A 16126-nucleotide genomic window follows, 5' to 3' on the forward strand; every position below is an offset into this window, starting at 1 on the left:
GACACGCGCGCCTTCCTCGATCGCCGTGCGACGGGGTCAGGATTGCTGATCGGCGGCGCGTGGCAGTAGGCCGAGGGAGGGCGTACGCTCGGAACGCTAGACCCGGCGACCGGTGAAGAGATCGGCCGCATCGCCTCCGCCTCGGCGGGCGACGTCGACCAGGCGGTAATCGCTGCGCGCGTGGCCTTTGACGGCTGGCGCACCACCACTCCGGTCAACCGGGCACGCATATTGTGGGCGATCGCCGACCTAATCGAGGCGCATGTCGACGAACTCGCCGAACTGAAGACGCTTGACCAGGGCAAGCCGCTGTTCGTCGCGCGCTGGGCCGAGATCCCCGGTGCGATCAACCAGTTCCGCTTTTTCGCCGGCCAGGCGATGGCGATCGAGGGCAATACGATCGAAAGCTCGATCGATTACCAGCCGGCGGGCAAGCAGATCTCGACCTGGACTCTCCGCGAACCCGTCGGCGTGGTCGCGGCAATCGTGCCGTGGAACTCGCCGCTGGTGCTGACCGCGATGAAGCTCGCCCCCGCGCTGGCGGCCGGCTGCACGATCGTCCTGAAACCGGCGGAGGACACCTCGCTCAGCGCCCTCCGGCTCGGCGAACTGATGACGCAGGCGGGGCTGCCCGCGGGCGTGCTCAACATCGTCACCGGGCTGGGCAGCGAGACCGGCGCTGCGCTCGCCGCGCATCCGAGGGTCGACAAGATCGCGTTCACCGGCTCGACCCAGACCGGCCGCGCGATCCTCGATGCGGCGAAGACCAACTTCAAGCGCGTCACGCTCGAACTCGGCGGCAAGTCGCCCGCGATCGTGCTGCCCGACGCCGATCTCAACCTCGCCATCCCCGGCGTCGCCAACGCGATCTTCTTCAACGCAGGGCAAGTCTGCATCGCCGGCTCGCGGCTCTACGTGCACCGCTCGATCCACGACCAGGTGATCGCGGGTGTGGTCGCCTATGCGAACGGCCTCGCAATTGGCCACGGCCTCGACCCCGCGACGCAGATGGGCCCACTCGTGTCCGCGCGACAGGCCGAGCGCGTCACGAGCTTCGTTACCGGCGCAAGGGACGAGGGCGCGACCGTGCATGTCGCCGACCCCACGCGCCTCGTCGACCAGGATCCGCAAATTCGCCTGCCCCGGCCGCAACCGAGTCGCCAGCGCGCGATTGGTGACCAACCCGGTGATCCCCAGTTCCGCGACGTTGCGCGCGAGCATCGGGTCATCGGGCGACGACAGGCTGATCCAAGTCTCGGTGCCGATGTAATCGCTCTCGCGGCGTTGCCGGGTCTCGAGTTCGCTCAACCGTCGCAGCCGCCGCTTGAGCGCGTAATACAGCGGCCGCACGCCGCGTTGCGCGCGCCGCGCGTACAGCGGCAGCGCGGGCGCACCCTGTGCTTCGCCGCGCGCATATCCGGTCACGCTGCCCAGCCGGTATACCTCGTAATCGAGCAGTCCGACCCGGTCGGGGATCACCAGATGCTCCTCGCGACGGCGATCGACGATTACCCGGTCGAACCGGCGCTCGAACAGGTTGATTGCCGGCGTCGCGAACAATTTGAGCGTATCGGTCGACGTGCTACCGACCAGCGCGTCGACCGGCCGTCCGAACACCAGCACGATGTCGACCTCGCGCTCCGCCCTGGCGAACCCCGCCGCCAGCCCGGTCAGCCGCGCGAACCGGAATTTCTCGGGCATCGCGAAATATTCGCACAGCAGGCGATAGCCCCGGAACGACCGCGCATCGCCGGGCAGCAGCGCTTCGTCCGCTCCGAAGCCCATCGCCTCGACCGTGCCCGCGGCCACGCTCCACGGATCGCGCCGACCACGCTCGGGCGAACAGACGCGCACGCCGATACAGTCGGTCATCATCTGCTGGAACAACAGGTTCGGCATGTCCTGCCCGCCATCGACGAACATCGGCAGCGTATCGATCGCCAGCGCGGACAGCGCCGCCGGGCTGGTCGCCGCCAACCGGATCCGCAACCCCGCCGCGCCCTGTGCCGCATCGGTCGCCCCCGCGACCGATGCGCGGGTCGGCAGATACTCCACCGCCGCCACCCGGATTGGCCACAAGGTGACGTCCAACCCGGTGCGGAACTGGACGCGCGCATGCGCATCGCCGTCGAGCCACGCCTGGATCGCCGATCCGCGCGGGTGGACCACGCCCTTGATCAGTGCCTCGTCGCCCTCCCGCGGCACATATTGCAAAATCGCCATCGCCGGCGTCGGCGCCAGATAATGTGGATAGAGCGCGTCGAGCAGATATTGCGTGAACGCCGGAAACTGATCATCCAGCCGCAACTGCACGCGGGCATTCAGGTACGCGACCCCCTCCAGCAGGCGCTCGACATGCGGGTCGGGATCGGTCGGCGCATCAATTCCCAGCCGACCGGCGACCTGGCGATGCTCCTCGGAAAACTCGACCGCGCGCCGACGGAGATACAGAAGCTCGTCGTTATAATGCCGAAGCAGACGTGGATCGGTCGCGGTCACGTCGCGGCTCCAGCCTGAACGCGGTTGTGGCCGTCCGCAGGGCTATGGGATCGGATGCAGCTGTCATCGCGGGTGTAGCCATGGCTGTGGCTATGACCTTGGGAGATCGTCGTACAGCGCCGGCTCCGCCCAGCCCCGCGCGCACTGGGGCGTACGCCAGTGATTGAACCACGCGCCACGGTTCTTGCTTTTATTGGTCGCAAATCCGTCGCTACGCTAATCGACACGAGGCACCGGGACCATTCGAAGCGACGCGCCGGGCTTGCCGATATCGCGGTGCTCGAACGAAGTACGCCCGCGCAGTGCTTTTCCGATATCCCCACGCAGTGCGACCGACGCCGCGCCGCCTGGCCGGCGTGGCGACGGAAATAACCCGGTTCCCCTAGACGGCATTGCGCCGTTGGATCCGTCGCCACCCTTTCGTCGCCACGCCCCCGGACCCGACGGACGCGACACACAGCACGAACGGAATCGCGACGTCCCGGCGCGCGACGGATTTCGCCGGGCATACGAGCACGAAGCTTGGGTCCGACCGTCAAACCACGCGGGTCGAGCGTAGTAAGGGCCGTATCGACCCGCTCAACTAACAAGGGTCTGACTGCGCGCGCCTGTCCGTCGATGGGTGAGTCAATCGACGAGCACCACGCCTGCCGTGTGGAGCCGACCGCGCATCCACTCGCGTTATATGGGGAAATATATAGGGAAATCGTCGCCGGTCGCGACGACCGCTGGACGATGTAATTCTCCGGGCGGGCCGGCGCAGCGACACCTGTGCAATCGGCGATCAGGTAGGCAGCATCGCAAAATACGGCCTGGCGACTGACAAGCGCCGCCAGCCGGTCGCCATGATGCCGTTGCACGCGGGGCGTGGCGGCGATCACGTCGCCACGCCGATCTGATCATCAGCGGAAGCGAGCACCGATCTAGTATGCCCCCCCGCGCCCCCGCCTACGCTGGAATTTCGTCCTGCGTGCGAGAAGGATGTCGTAGTTTTTTCGTCAATCCCGCCGATGTCATCGGCATCGAAACCCTCCGCGTACCGCTGTCGCGCGGTGTGGCGAACAGGATGGATTGGCCCGCCACTGTCCAGCCGGCCGCGCCAGGCACTTTCCAGCGCTTGGAAATCAGGGTGATGCAGCACGAGATTGACCTGCTCGGACAGCTTGCGGTCGATCGACGATATCATGCTCTCGATCGTTCCGAGCACGTCGGTCGAAACGATGGTCGAACCCGCAAGCGCCTGTTCGGCCAGCGTCCGCACCGCCATCTCGACGCGGCTCTTCGCCTCGTCGGACTTCGGCTTGAACTCCTTTTGCAGCAATGCCGAGAAGTCGTCGATGCTAAGATCTTCCGCGGTGCCGGTCTGTAGCTCTGTTGCAAGATTCGGATTGCTGGCCATGATGGTCTATCCCCTTTGGGAAACACGCGGGAGGGTTAGGCGTCGCTGTCTGCGCGCGCCTTGGATTCGGCGGCGAGCGTCCCGAGCAACTCCGGATTCGCCAGCAGTCGCTTGATAACGTCCTCAGCCTTGTCCTTGCCGTCCATATACGCCAGCAGATCGGACAGTTCCTGGCGTGCATCAAGCAGCTTGGCAGTGGCGGGCAATTGCTTGGCGACGCCGCCCGGCGTGAAATCATCCATCGCGTTGAAGGTCAGGTCGACCGACAATTTGCCGTCGCCGGTCAACGTGTTGTCGACGTTGAACGCCGCGCGCGGCGCGATCCCCTTCTGGAAGTCGCCGAAATTGTCCATATCGACATTGACGAAATCGCGCTCTGCCATCGGCTTCTTGTCCTTTTCGGACTTACCCGAGAGATCAGATAGAATGCCCATCACGAACGGCAGCGAAACCTTCTCGACCGATCCATAGGTTTGCACCTCATATTCGATATGGACCCTAGGTGAACGGTTTCGTTTGATGAACTTCTGTCCGTCCTGCGCCATGACACCCCCCAATATTTCTTAATTCATGTTATTTTATATTTTTTAGCAAATGTAGGAACTATTGACAGCCGCCAGATGTGGCACTTTAAAGTTATTGTTCACTTTCGCTATTCACCGATTCTTCCGTAAATGCCAACAATCTTTGTGCATCATCCATCGCACTCGGTGCGATTTCTCCAAGAAGCTGAAGAAAGTCCATCTCGACCCACGCGCGGATGCGCCTCAGCATCAATGGCACCGGGCTGGTCGGCTCGTGTTCAACGAAGAACCGGGCGATCGCATCCATCGTCACGATGACGTCGCCACGCGACTGGGGCGTGGTGATGACAAATCCCTTGGGCCTCGGCGTAGCCTCGGCAAAGCCCGTATCCGCTCCACTGCCAGCGGTGGCAGGATAGACCGCCGCCACACCGTGCGCCTCTGGTTGATCCTTCGGAAACACGACAAGCAAGCGGTCGCAATCGTCGACGATCACCTTGAGAAGATTTAACACCGGGCCGAGGCTCGCGCTGTCGCCGGCTCGCGCGTCGTAGATGGCGTTGAGTTCGTACAAGCCGCCCGACAGCGTCGCGAACTGCACCCGTGACACCTCAACCTGTTCGCGGAGCTCCAGCGCGAGACGCTGTAGCGCCTCGGGGGCGATCCCCGTATCGTCACCGCCGACTCCGGCCTCCGCATCGGCGGCACGCGCGTCAGCCGACAGTGCTCGCAGGATCATCCGCAGCGTCCGGCCGCCGTCGCGGTTCGGTCGGACGGTGCGCGCCTGGGTGGCACTGATCTTACCGCTCTCAACCTGCGCGGCAAGCGCGGCCTCGTCCTCGGGAGACCATTCCGCGGTCGGCCCGCACGACTGGGCGATCATCGCCGGCGTGAAGCCCTGTTGCGCCGGTGACGGCATTTTTGCGATCGCGGCCCGCTGCAACGGCAGCGTCAGCGCAGCAGGTCGCGCCAGCGCGGACAATTCGTTGATCCTGGCCACCACCATGTCATCGGCGGGCCCGGGATGAAACGCCTCCCAGAACAGCGCGGCATAGCCCTTCACCAGTGCCAGCGCGGCATTTGCCAGCGCGAAGTCACCGATCCGCACTGCTGCTTGCAATGCTACCAGTGCGGGTGCCTGATCCTTGGTACGTTGTAGAAAGACATCGCACCGCTGGATCAATTGTATCAACTCTTGCGGCTTCTGGTTTGCGAAGTCGCCGGGGGCATCCTCGATATCGCGAAACTCGGGGTCACCGCGCAGATCCGGTCCGCATGGATTGTCGCCGTCGAATGGCTGGATAAGCGTTTCGTAATCGAGCACGACCTACACGCCCGCCCCGACTGAAGCTCGGACTCGCGCTCCACGTGCTTTAAGACTTTCACCAGTTTGGGACCGCTCACAGCGCATCATTGCTTCCCCGAAATTTGACAAAGCCATGGCTTGACTGACCGATACTGCATATCGGGTCGACACATTTTGGTAATTACGTGATATCTATCGATTCTTGTATTTGCGGAGTAGACGTCCGAAATACTTCCCCGTCAAGCGAGTCTATTTTACATATTTTGTGAACGGACTTTGAATATTTCCAATATACCGTCATGGTTTGCTAGAAAAGTTCGAATAAATTTGGATATTAACTTTCTGAACGATGATAAGAAGGTAACGTATATCAAGTATATTTTGTTGGAATTCATGACTGAACGAGAAGGGATATCGGCGGAACGCCGGTAACGGCAACGCGCTACGGCGAGCGCTTCCCCGATTTCATGAGCAACGCAAAACCGATCCTAGCCGCCCTTGGATCACCAGATCCGCATCTCGAGAGACCCCGCGTCACCGGATTCCGACATCCCCCACTCCTAAATGCTGTGGCCGCGAAAGCGGGCGGCGACATCGACGCCGTACGCGCTAGGAACCATGTCGCGAAGAAACGTCGGCAGATGTCGATGCGGTTACCGTTGGAAGCCCAAAACCCGGGAGATGTCCGACAGCGTCACCACCGAGTTCGCGGTTCGGCGACGCTAGCACCTCCGCCAACGGTACGGTACGCCTGTTCTGATCAGCAAGATTGGGGATCGCGGGGTGTTCCGGATTACCGAATTCGCGTCGAAGTGACGGGCCTAAGCCTATCTGATGTTATTTGAGATAGACGACGAGCAGGATCCATCTTGAGCGCTGTGTCGATGCTATAGAAAATATAGCAGCAGAATATTAGGAAACCGTTCAGCTCGACATTATAGTTCCAGAGCAGCATAACGGTTCTTAGCGAACGAAATTATATTTATCCGAAAGGATCACTGGAAGTTTTTGCCTTATTCGATCGATTACGTTGGGCAATTGCGGACGTGAAGACCTTGCAATAGACATTAGCCGGAAGCTGGTTCCAACCTGTCATTCCAAGCAAGGGGGTTCGCAATGGTCACCAGAGGATTCACCGGTCGCGGCTCGGGCGAACAGTCCAGCCGGATTCCGCCGGGCCAGCATCCCGTGGAGGATTTCCCCGTCCTGTCTGCCGGACCCACGCCGCACGTGGAGCCCTCCGATTGGAAATTCACGGTCAAGATCGGTCCAAAGCCCGTCAAGGTCTGGAACTGGAACGAATTCAACGCGCTGCGCAAGACGCAGATGACTCGGGATATTCACTGCGTCACCTCCTGGTCCAAGCTGGATACCATTTGGGAGGGCGTGCTCATCGAAGACATACTCGCCGATGCTGGGCTCGATCGGCCCACCGATTTCGTCTTGGCGCACTGCTACGATAAATATTCGACGAACATGCCGCTGGCCGACCTTCTGTCGGGCAAGGCGATGGTCGCCCTCACCTATGCGAACAAGCCGCTTCCGCGCGATCATGGAGGGCCGGCGCGCCTTCTGGTCCCGCATCTCTATTTCTGGAAGTCCGCCAAGTGGGTGAATGCGCTGCAATTCACGACGCGCGACGAGGCGGGATTCTGGGAGGGGCACGGCTACCATATTTACGGCGATCCGTGGCGCGAGCAGCGATACACCAATGACTGAGGGCAGCGCGCAAACCGTGTCGTGGCAGTCCTGCGTGGGCATCGTCCAGCAGACACCGAGCATCAAGAGCGTCTTCCTGCGGTTGAGCACACCGTTCGCGCACATTGCGGGTCAGCATGTCGATGTCCGGCTGACCGCGCCCGATGGCTACAGTGCGATGCGCAGCTACTCGATCGCCTCTGCCGCGACCTCATCCCCGATCATCGAGCTCGCGATCGAGCGCCTGCCGAATGGCGAAGTCTCGTCGTTCTTCCACGATGTCGCGGCGATTGGTGACGAAATCGAACTCCGCGGTCCGCTCGGCGGCCATTTCCTGTGGCCTGCCCCTGCCCCTGGCCCAGATGCAGTGTTATTGATCGGGGCCGGCTCCGGCGTCGTGCCGTTGATGGCGATGATCCGGGAGCGCCGCACGCTGTCCCAGGCGGTGCCGACAGCGCTGCTCCTGTCCGCACGGACCGCCGAGGACGTTCTCTTTTCGGCAGAGCTTCATTCCATCGAAATCAGCGATGTGGCATTCGTCCTAGCGTTGGCGATCACACGCGAAGAACCGACCCGTCCATCGGACTTCGGACGACGGATCGACGACGTGATGGTCCGGGATATCGTGGCCCGTCTCCACCGAAGGCCGACCCAAGTATTCGTTTGCGGGTCCAACGGGTTCGTCAACATCGCGACGGAGGGCGCGTTGGCGGCCGGCCTGCCCCCCTCCATCATCAAAACCGAGCGCTACGGCGGCTAGCCGCGCAGGCGTCCAGACCAACGGGGCGGAACGCGTGCGTGGTTCCCGTTCGAAGTCCTTTAGCAGGCGCGGACACCCGATTTTCGGCAAGGTATAGTAGAGGTATTGGCTCAATCCGCCTGGCCATATGAAGGAAACAGCGAGCTACCGCTCAATCTCGTCATGGCGATACCTGCTTGACCGGGCGGATCAGTATCTCCTCCACCAGCACGCGGGGCGGCTGCGCGAACGCGTAGACGAGCGCTTGGGCGACGTCCTCCGACGTCAGCGCGTCCAGGCTCTCGCGCCGGTCGCGCATCGCGTCGCTGACGTTCTGGCCGAACTCGGTCCAGACGGCGCCCGGCTCGATCACCGACACGCGGATGCCCTCGCTGCCCAGTTCCTTGCGGAGCGCGTCGTGGAAGCCGACCACGGCAAACTTGGTGGCGCTATAGACCGACCAGGATTCGGTGCCGTAGCGCCCGCCGACGCTGGACACCGACGATATCATCGCGCCCGGCCGGCCGCGCAGCAACGGGATCGCCGCCTGGGTGCAGTGAAGCACGCCGTACAGGTTGACGTCGATCATCCGCTTCCAGTCGGCGGGATCGCTCGCCTCGAACTTCGCGTTGACGCCGAGACCGGCATTGTTGAACAGCAAATCGAGCCCGCCGAACCGACGCTCGACCTCGGCGAACACGTCCGCGACCGCCGCGGCGTCGCCGACGTCGGCGGTCAACGCCAGGGCCGCATCGCCGAGTTCCGCGACCAGCGCGTCGATCCGCTCGCGTCGCCGCGCCACCAGCACCACGCGAACGCCTTCCGCGACGAGCAGACGCGCGGTCGCCTCGCCGATACCGCTCGACGCACCGGTGATCACCGCGACCTTACCGGTCAGATCCCGCATCTTCATCGCCGATCGTCCGTCCGAATTTATCCAAGCGCCTCAGAACGCTTTCCCCTTGAGAAGGAGCCATAATCTTCGGTTCCGTGCAATCGCTGACGCGCGTGAACGCACCTAGGCTTCGCGCGTTAGACATGATGCCTCGATCTTAGAGGCGAGATTCCCCCCTTTTTCGGCAGGACTTCGACATGGCAGATCCGTTCCTCATAGCCGTGCCGGACGAGCGGCTTGCGACCATTCGCGCGAAGGTCGAGGCGTTCGACTGGCGCATGATGCCGGATGCCGGCGACTGGCGATCGGGCGTCGGCCTTGCCGATCTCAAGCGGCTCGTCGATCACTGGCTGACGCGGTATGATTGGCGCGCGCAGGAACGCCGCCTCAACGCGTTGCCGCAGTTCACCGCCGAGGTGCAGGGCCAGCGCCTCCACTTCATCCACGCACGTGGCGACGGCTCACGTCCCCCGCTGCTCCTGCTGCACGGCTGGCCGGGGTCGTTCCTCGAATTCGAGGCACTGATCGCCCCGCTCGTCGCCGACGGCCACGACGTCGTCGTGCCGTCGCTGCCCGGCTACGCCTTCTCGGGTCGCCCGACAGCGCCGATCGGGCCGAAGCGAACCGCAGACCTCATGCACGGCCTGATGACCGAATTGTTCGGCACACGCCGGTATCTCGTCCAGGGCGGCGACTGGGGTGCCGCGATCGCCGGGTGGATGGCGCACCAATATCCCGAGGCGATCGCCGGTCTCCACCTCAACATGGTGCTGCTCCAAGCCGAAGACGCGGCGCCGAAAAAGCCGGACGAGCTCGCCTGGGCCGCAAAGCGCGCCGACCTCGCGAAGGAGGAAACCGGGTATTCGCAGGAGCAGGGCACGCGCCCGCAGACGCTCGGCGTGGCTATGTCGGACAGCCCGGTGGGTGTCGCGGCGTGGATCCTGGAGAAGTTCGGCGCGTGGGCCGACGTACCGCGTGAAGCAGAGGGCCGCCCGGATGTGTGGCGGGTGTTCGACGAGGACCTGCTGATCACCAACATCATGCTGTATCTGGTCGAGGGGTCGTTCGTGACCTCGACCTGGATGTACCGTGGCCGCGTGCTGGAGGGTTCGGGCAAATTCCCGGCCGGAACCCGGATCACGGTGCCGACCGCGATTGCCGCGTTCCCCGATCCGGTCTTCCCGCCGCCGCCGCGCTCGCAGGCACAGAAGACCTACGATATCGTCCAGTGGACCGAGATGCGCGCCGGCGGGCACTTCGCTGCGCTGGAACAACCCGATCTGCTGCTCGCGGATATGCGCCGCTTCTTCGCGTCCAAAGCGGTTTCGGATGCGCCTAAGCGTTCGATCGCGCTGCGCTCGGCGGGCGTGATCGCCGCAACACTAGCGGCGGCCGCGGTCTATACCCGTGTAACGACCAAGCGGATCGAACAGGACGTGCCTGCGGACGGCAATTTAATCGACGTTGCGGGTGCGCGGCTTCACTATGTAGATCGCGGCACAGGCCCCGCTATCGTATTGGTCCACGGGCTGGGCGCGCAGCTCCGCAACTTCTCGTACGGCGTCGCCGATGCACTGGCGGAGAATTACCGGGTCATTCTGGTCGACCGGCCCGGCTCGGGATATTCGGTGCCGACCGGCGAACAGCCCGGCATCCTTGGCCAATCGGCGATCATCGCACGCTTCATCGACAAACTCGGGCTCGACCGTCCGCCGCTTCTGGTTGGTCATTCGCTGAGCGGTGCCGTCGCGCTTGGCGTCGCCACGCATCATCCCGGTTCGGTAGCCGGTCTCGCGCTGCTGGCCCCGATGACACAACCGCCTCAAGCGATGCCTGCCCCGGTGGCAAGCGCGATCGAAGGCAACCCTGGTGCGCGTGCGCTTTTCGCCAATCTGTTTGGCACACCGATCAGTCGGGCGGCATACGGCTTGCGCTGGGGTAAGATCTTCGCGCCCGATCCGGTCCCGGCCGATTTCGCCACACGTGGCGGCGGCGGACTAGGCGATCGCCCGGTGTCGGTGAACGCCGCGCTGGTCGAGTTGGCCAGCGCCGATATCGACCTCACCGCGATCGTCAGCCGTTATGCCGATCTGACGATCCCGGTTGCGTTGCTCTATGGTCGTGACGACCAGGCGATCGCCCCGACGATCGACGGCGACCGCGCGGTCGAGGCCATTCCGGGCGCGACGCTGGAGATGACGGACGGAGGCCACATGCTTCCGGTCGCACATCCGCAGGCAAGCGCCGCCTTTGTCCGCAAATGTGCCGAGCACGTCTTGCGATAGGGCCCGACGATCGTAGTTGGCGGCCGCATCCAAAAGCGCTCCGTCACCCCGGACTGGTCCGGGGTGACGGTGACCGAGGGGGTCTGGCCGACCCAAACCCAATGGCGCCCGCCTATCGTCGCCGGTACCGCGCAACCTTCTGAATCGCCCTCGACAGCGCATCGATCGAGTAAGGTTTGTGCAGCAACTCGAAGCCGTGCGTCCCGCTCTGCGCAAGCACTTCGCTGTAACCACTGGTGAGCATGACCGGCAGCGTGGGATATAGGCGGGCGATTTCCTGGCCGAGTTCCACGCCCGACATGCCGGGCATCATCACGTCCGAAAACACGACGTCGAACCGTTCGACGCCGGTCGCCAGTTCCGCCAGCGCCTTGGCCCCGTTCATCGCCAAGACGGTGTTGTAGCCCAGCTCCGCCAACGCCTGCGTCGCGAACATCCCGACCTCTGCATTGTCTTCGACCACCAGAATGCACGCGCCCTCGCCTAGCTGTAGCGATGTATCGCCCGCTTCGACCGCGACGTCGCCGAGACCCTCCACGCGCGGCAGGTACATGGTGAAGGTGGCGCCTTCCCCTTCCGTGCTTTCGACGAAAATGTCGCCACCCGATTGCTTGGTGAAGCCGAACACCTGGCTGAGGCCGAGGCCGGTCCCCTCGCCCACGCCCTTGGTGGTAAAGAACGGTTCGAAGATCTGGTCGATCCTGTCCGTCGGGATGCCCGGCCCGCTGTCGGTGAGGGAGACCGCGACGAACGCGCCGGATACCGCCGGATGCGTGCGAATGGCGGGCATCCGGGATGCCTCCGCCACCGTGATGGTCAGGTCGCCCTCGCCTTTCATGGCGTCGCGCGCATTGACCGCCATGTTGACGATCGCGGTATCGAACTGGCTGCGATCCGCGTCGATATGGCAAGGCTCGGACGGCAGCCGGACCGACACCTTGATGCGCGATCCGGTCAGCGTCCGGACCATGTCGCTGATCGTGCGGACGCTGGCAGCGGCATCGAACACTTCGGGCGTCAATGATTGACGCCGAGCGAAGGCAAGCAACTGCCCGGTCAGCTTCGTGGCGCGATCCGCCGTATCGGAGATCGCATCGATATAGCGTTGCCGCCGGTCGTCGGACACACCGGGACGACGAAGCAGGTCGACCGAGCCGCGGATCACCGTCAGCAGATTGTTGAAGTCGTGCGCGACGCCGCCGGTGAGCTGACCGATCGCCTCTACCTTCTGCGACTGGCGCAGCGCATCCTTGGCCTTCATCAGCTCGCCGGTGCGCTCGGCAACGCGCTGCTCGAGGTTTTCGTTAAGCGCGCGCAGCGCCGCGATCGCGCTGTCGCGTTGGGCTGCGACGGCACGCCGCTCCTGCACGTCGATCAGGACTCCGGGGAAGCTCGACGGCGTGCCGTCCGGCGCGTGATCGACACGCCCGTTCGCCTCGATCCAGTAATAATTCCCGTCGACGCGGCGAACCCGGTACTGGTGCGCATAGGCCCCGCCACGGGCGATCACCTCGTTGATCGCCTCGGCCAATCCTTCCTGGTCGTCGGGATGGACGGTCGCCACGATCTGGGCGAGCGGAATGCCACTTCTGCCCAGCGCCGGGTCCAGACCGAAGGCGCGCGCGAACGCCTCGTCGATCGTGAACTGGTCGCTGGGAAGGTCCCAATGCCATGTCCCGACGATCGCACCGGCGGCCAGCGCGAGTTGCACGCGCTCGACATTCTCGCGTGCCAGCGCTTCGCTGGCACGGAGCCGATCTTCCGCCTCACGACGTTCGGTGACGTCGTTGAACAGGATCGCGACCTGGAGCTCGTCAGGATCGCCGACCGGGACGGCGCGCACGTCGAACCAGCGCGCAAAGCCCTCGGCATAGCTTTCGAAATTGGCCGGCTCGCGCGTCCTGGCGACGCGTCCATAGGTCTCGAACCAGAACCGTTCGAGATCGGGCGCGTGCTCCGTTACCCATTTGCCCCGCAAATCGGCCCCCGACTGACGCGCGAAGGCGGGGTTCGCTTCGATGAAACGATAGTCGACCGGCCGATCATCGGCGTCGAACTTCAGCTGTATGATCGCGAACGCGGAATCGACGGTCTCCAGGATGGTCTGGAAACGCTCCTTGGCCTGTTTGAGCGCGACGCCGGCGACATGCTCCTCGGTGCGGTCCCGGAGGATCTTGACGAAGCCCAGATGCACGTTGCCGCCATCATGAAGCGGCATCATCTCGCCCGAGGCCCAGAAGCGTTCGCCGGTCTTGCGCACATGCCAGCGCTCGTCCGACGCGCGGCCGTCCTCCAGCGCTCGGGTCATTTCGTGGTCGACACGCCCGTTCGCGACGTCTTCGGGCAGGAAGAACCGTTCGGCATTGTCGCCGATCATCTCCTCGGCAGCCCAGCCTATCACATGCTCTGCGCCGGTGTTCCAGTCGGTGATGATCCCGTTCGGGTCGGTGATGACCATCGCGAAATCGGTCGAACTGTCGAAGATCGCGCGCTGCCGCGCCGCGCTGGCGACAAGCGCGTTCAGGCTGCTCTCCAGCGTCGCCACTTGCGCGCGCAACCGCGCATTTTCCGCTTCAAGGTCTTCTCTGGTCATCGGCATCGGGGCCACGCACTTACGGATATCTGTCGATTGTCGAGGGTCGGTCGTAACAGACTAACCCCGCGGCGGTTGCGCTATCAAGCCGGCAGGAGTCCGGCCGACCGGTAGCTGTCGATCATCGTGTCGAACAGCGCGATATCCGAACGGCCTCTCGCGAAGAGCTGCGCCCCTGCGACGGCCGCGTAGATGGCCCGCGCCCTGGTTTCGCCTTCGGCCGATCCGACGATCCTGGCGTCGACGAGGAGTTTGCTCAGCCAGGCGACGTTGACGTCGGCGAAGCCCTGGACTTCGATCTTCACCGGGTCCGGAAGATCGTCATATTCCGCCGCCATGAAGCTCGAAAGACAGATGCGGTTGTCGTTCGACAGCGATTTGCGGAAGATTTCCGGATAGCGGTGCAACGCTTCGAGCGGATCGGGCGTCTCGTCCGAAATCGCCGCCAACTGCGCGACGGTGTCCTCCCAATAGCGCCGCGCGACCGCCGCGCCGAGATCGGCCTTGGTCGCGAAATGATGATAGATGCTCGGCGCCTTGATCCCGACCTCGGCTGCGATGTCGCGAAAATTCAGGCCGTTATAGCCGCGCGCCATCGCGCTACGCCTTGCCGCGGCGAGCACGGCTTCCCGGGAGTTCGAAGTCGCCAATCGCATTACCCATCCTGCAAACCAACCAAGTGGTAGATAGACCTTGACGCGTTGGACGCAAGCCCATATTTGGTTAGCTACCGATCACTTGGTAGAGGGTCCACATATGCAATGCTGCTCGAAGAACGGCATGTGCATGCCGACGCGTTCTGGCAGCGCTTACAGCGTCGCCTGACGTTCCTCGCCGCCTACGCCAACCGGAGCAGCGGTGCGCCGGAACTCGACAACCGTCGCTAACCTGCACGCTGCCCGAAACTTCGACCGTCTCGGCGTCGCGTCGGGATCAAGTAGCAGCTCGCGCGTTACACCCTCGCCCCGCCCGAATTCTCCCTAATTATACGGAAGATACCGCCATGTCCGATCAGCTTGCCAGCCCCGTCCTGCAACCCGTCACGATCGGTGACCTGCACCTGCAAAACCGTATCGTCATGGCGCCGCTCACGCGCAGTCGCTCGAACGAGGAGGGCATACCGCCCGCCTTCGCCGCCGATTATTATGCGCAGCGCGCGGATGCCGGCCTTATCATCACCGAGGCGACGAACATCTCCGCACAGGCGCGTGGCTACGCGCTGACGCCCGGCATCTGGTCCGATGCGCAGGTCGCAGCGTGGAAGCCGATCGTCGCGGCGGTCCACCGGCGTGGTGGCAAGATCTTCCTTCAGTTGTGGCACACGGGCCGCATCTCGCACCCCGATCTGCACGGCGGTGCGCTTCCGGTGGCGCCGTCCGCGATTGCGCCGGAAGGGCAGGCCTTCACCAACGACGGCCTGAAGGATTTCGTCACGCCGCGTGCGCTCGAAACGGATGAGATCCCCGCGATCGTCGAGGACTATCGGCATGCCGCCGTACAGGCGAAGGCCGCCGGTTTCGATGGCGTCGAGGTCCACGCCGCGAACAACTATCTGCTCGAGCAGTTCATCCGCGACAGCACCAACGAGCGCACCGACGACTATGGCAGCTCGATCGAGAACCGCCTGCGTTTTCCGCTCGACGTGGTCCGTGCCGTGGTCGATGTATGGGGCGCCAATCGGGTCGGCATCCGCATCTCGCCGGCGACGACCGAGCCTGGCAAGACCCCGCTCGATAGCCAGGTTGGCCGTACGTTCGACACGTTCGTCGATGCGCTGTCCGAGATCGGGCTACTCTATATCCACGACATCGAAGGCGTGACCCAACAGACGCGCGACGTGCCGGACGGTGTCGACTTCCAAGAGCTGCGCAAGCGCTTCTCCGGCGCCTACATCGCCAACAACCAGTATACGCTCGATCTTGCCGAGCAAACGCTGGCGGACGGCAACGCCGATCTGTTCAGTTTCGGCCGGCCCTTCCTTGCCAATCCCGATCTCGTCGAGCGGCTGCGCACGGGCGCCCCGTTGGCCGAAGCGCCGAAGGACTATTGGTATGGCGGCGGCTCCGTCGGCTACTCAGACTGGCCCGGCATGAACGGGAAGATCGAGCTTGCGTAACACGGCGCGACAAAGCGCATGATGTGACCCTGGGACGAGGATGGGCGGCAATTACCCTGCTCTCGTCCCATC

10 protein-coding genes and 3 pseudogenes are annotated in these 16126 nt (G+C 63.7%); 6 read left to right on the forward strand and 7 right to left on the reverse strand.

The window, feature by feature from the left end:
- Positions 1-129 precede the first annotated feature (129 nt).
- A pseudogene (locus C8J46_RS20655) lies at positions 130-1035 on the forward strand (aldehyde dehydrogenase family protein); the annotation flags it as partial.
- 105 nt (positions 1036-1140) lie between these two features.
- On the opposite strand, the pseudogene tssF reads toward C8J46_RS20655, so the two are convergent.
- The 4 genes and pseudogenes from tssF to C8J46_RS01815 form a co-directional block, all read right to left on the reverse strand.
- Positions 1141-2499: pseudogene (gene tssF / locus C8J46_RS21150) on the reverse strand (type VI secretion system baseplate subunit TssF); the annotation flags it as partial.
- A 1093-nt stretch (positions 2500-3592) separates the two neighbouring features.
- A pseudogene (locus C8J46_RS21460) lies at positions 3593-3694 on the reverse strand (type VI secretion system contractile sheath large subunit); the annotation flags it as partial.
- Positions 3695-3933: 239 nt separating this feature from the next.
- Positions 3934-4443 (reverse strand): type VI secretion system contractile sheath small subunit, encoded by a 510-nt coding sequence (gene tssB, locus C8J46_RS01810; protein WP_132734495.1) that lies wholly within the window; start codon positions 4441-4443, stop codon positions 3934-3936.
- A 91-nt stretch (positions 4444-4534) separates the two neighbouring features.
- On the reverse strand, positions 4535-5746 hold the full coding sequence (locus C8J46_RS01815) for a type VI secretion system ImpA family N-terminal domain-containing protein (protein WP_132734497.1): 1212 nt from the start codon (positions 5744-5746) through the stop codon (positions 4535-4537).
- Positions 5747-6844: 1098 nt separating this feature from the next.
- Here C8J46_RS01815 and C8J46_RS01820 point away from each other — a divergent pair.
- Together C8J46_RS01820 and C8J46_RS01825 are read left to right on the forward strand one after the other, a co-directional pair.
- Entirely contained in the window at positions 6845-7447 is a 603-nt protein-coding gene (locus C8J46_RS01820; protein ID WP_132734499.1) for a molybdopterin-dependent oxidoreductase, read from the forward strand.
- Complete coding sequence (locus tag C8J46_RS01825; RefSeq protein WP_132734501.1) at positions 7440-8186, forward strand: ferredoxin reductase; 747 nt, start codon at positions 7440-7442, stop codon at positions 8184-8186. The genes C8J46_RS01820 and C8J46_RS01825 overlap by 8 nt, the downstream gene beginning before the upstream one ends.
- Positions 8187-8346: 160 nt before the next feature.
- On the opposite strand, the gene C8J46_RS01830 is transcribed toward C8J46_RS01825, so the two are convergent.
- On the reverse strand, positions 8347-9078 hold the full coding sequence (locus C8J46_RS01830; protein WP_132734503.1) for an SDR family oxidoreductase: 732 nt from the start codon (positions 9076-9078) through the stop codon (positions 8347-8349).
- Between the two features lie 179 nt (positions 9079-9257).
- Here C8J46_RS01830 and C8J46_RS01835 point away from each other — a divergent pair, with 179 nt between their 5' ends.
- The gene (locus C8J46_RS01835; RefSeq protein WP_132734505.1) at positions 9258-11345 is read left to right on the forward strand and encodes an alpha/beta fold hydrolase; all 2088 of its coding nucleotides are present in this window, start codon (positions 9258-9260) and stop codon (positions 11343-11345) included.
- Positions 11346-11457: 112 nt separating this feature from the next.
- On the opposite strand, the gene C8J46_RS01840 is transcribed toward C8J46_RS01835, so the two are convergent.
- Complete coding sequence (locus C8J46_RS01840; protein WP_207894059.1) at positions 11458-13938, reverse strand: PAS domain S-box protein; 2481 nt, start codon at positions 13936-13938, stop codon at positions 11458-11460.
- A gap of 83 nt (positions 13939-14021) precedes the next feature.
- Positions 14022-14594 carry a TetR/AcrR family transcriptional regulator gene (locus C8J46_RS01845; protein WP_132734509.1) on the reverse strand — a complete coding sequence of 191 codons (573 nt, stop codon included), beginning with the start codon at positions 14592-14594 and terminating at the stop codon, positions 14022-14024.
- Positions 14595-14699: 105 nt separating this feature from the next.
- Here C8J46_RS01845 and C8J46_RS21365 point away from each other — a divergent pair, with 105 nt between their 5' ends.
- Positions 14700-14825 (forward strand): hypothetical protein, encoded by a 126-nt coding sequence (locus C8J46_RS21365; protein WP_279388884.1) that lies wholly within the window; start codon positions 14700-14702, stop codon positions 14823-14825.
- 116 nt (positions 14826-14941) lie between these two features.
- Positions 14942-16054 (forward strand): alkene reductase, encoded by a 1113-nt coding sequence (locus C8J46_RS01855; RefSeq protein WP_132734511.1) that lies wholly within the window; start codon positions 14942-14944, stop codon positions 16052-16054.
- Positions 16055-16126: the final 72 nt, after the last annotated feature.

Origin of the sequence: Sphingomonas sp. PP-F2F-A104-K0414, from assembly GCF_004340945.1 — a bacterium.
Lineage (GTDB): Bacteria > Pseudomonadota > Alphaproteobacteria > Sphingomonadales > Sphingomonadaceae > Sphingomonas.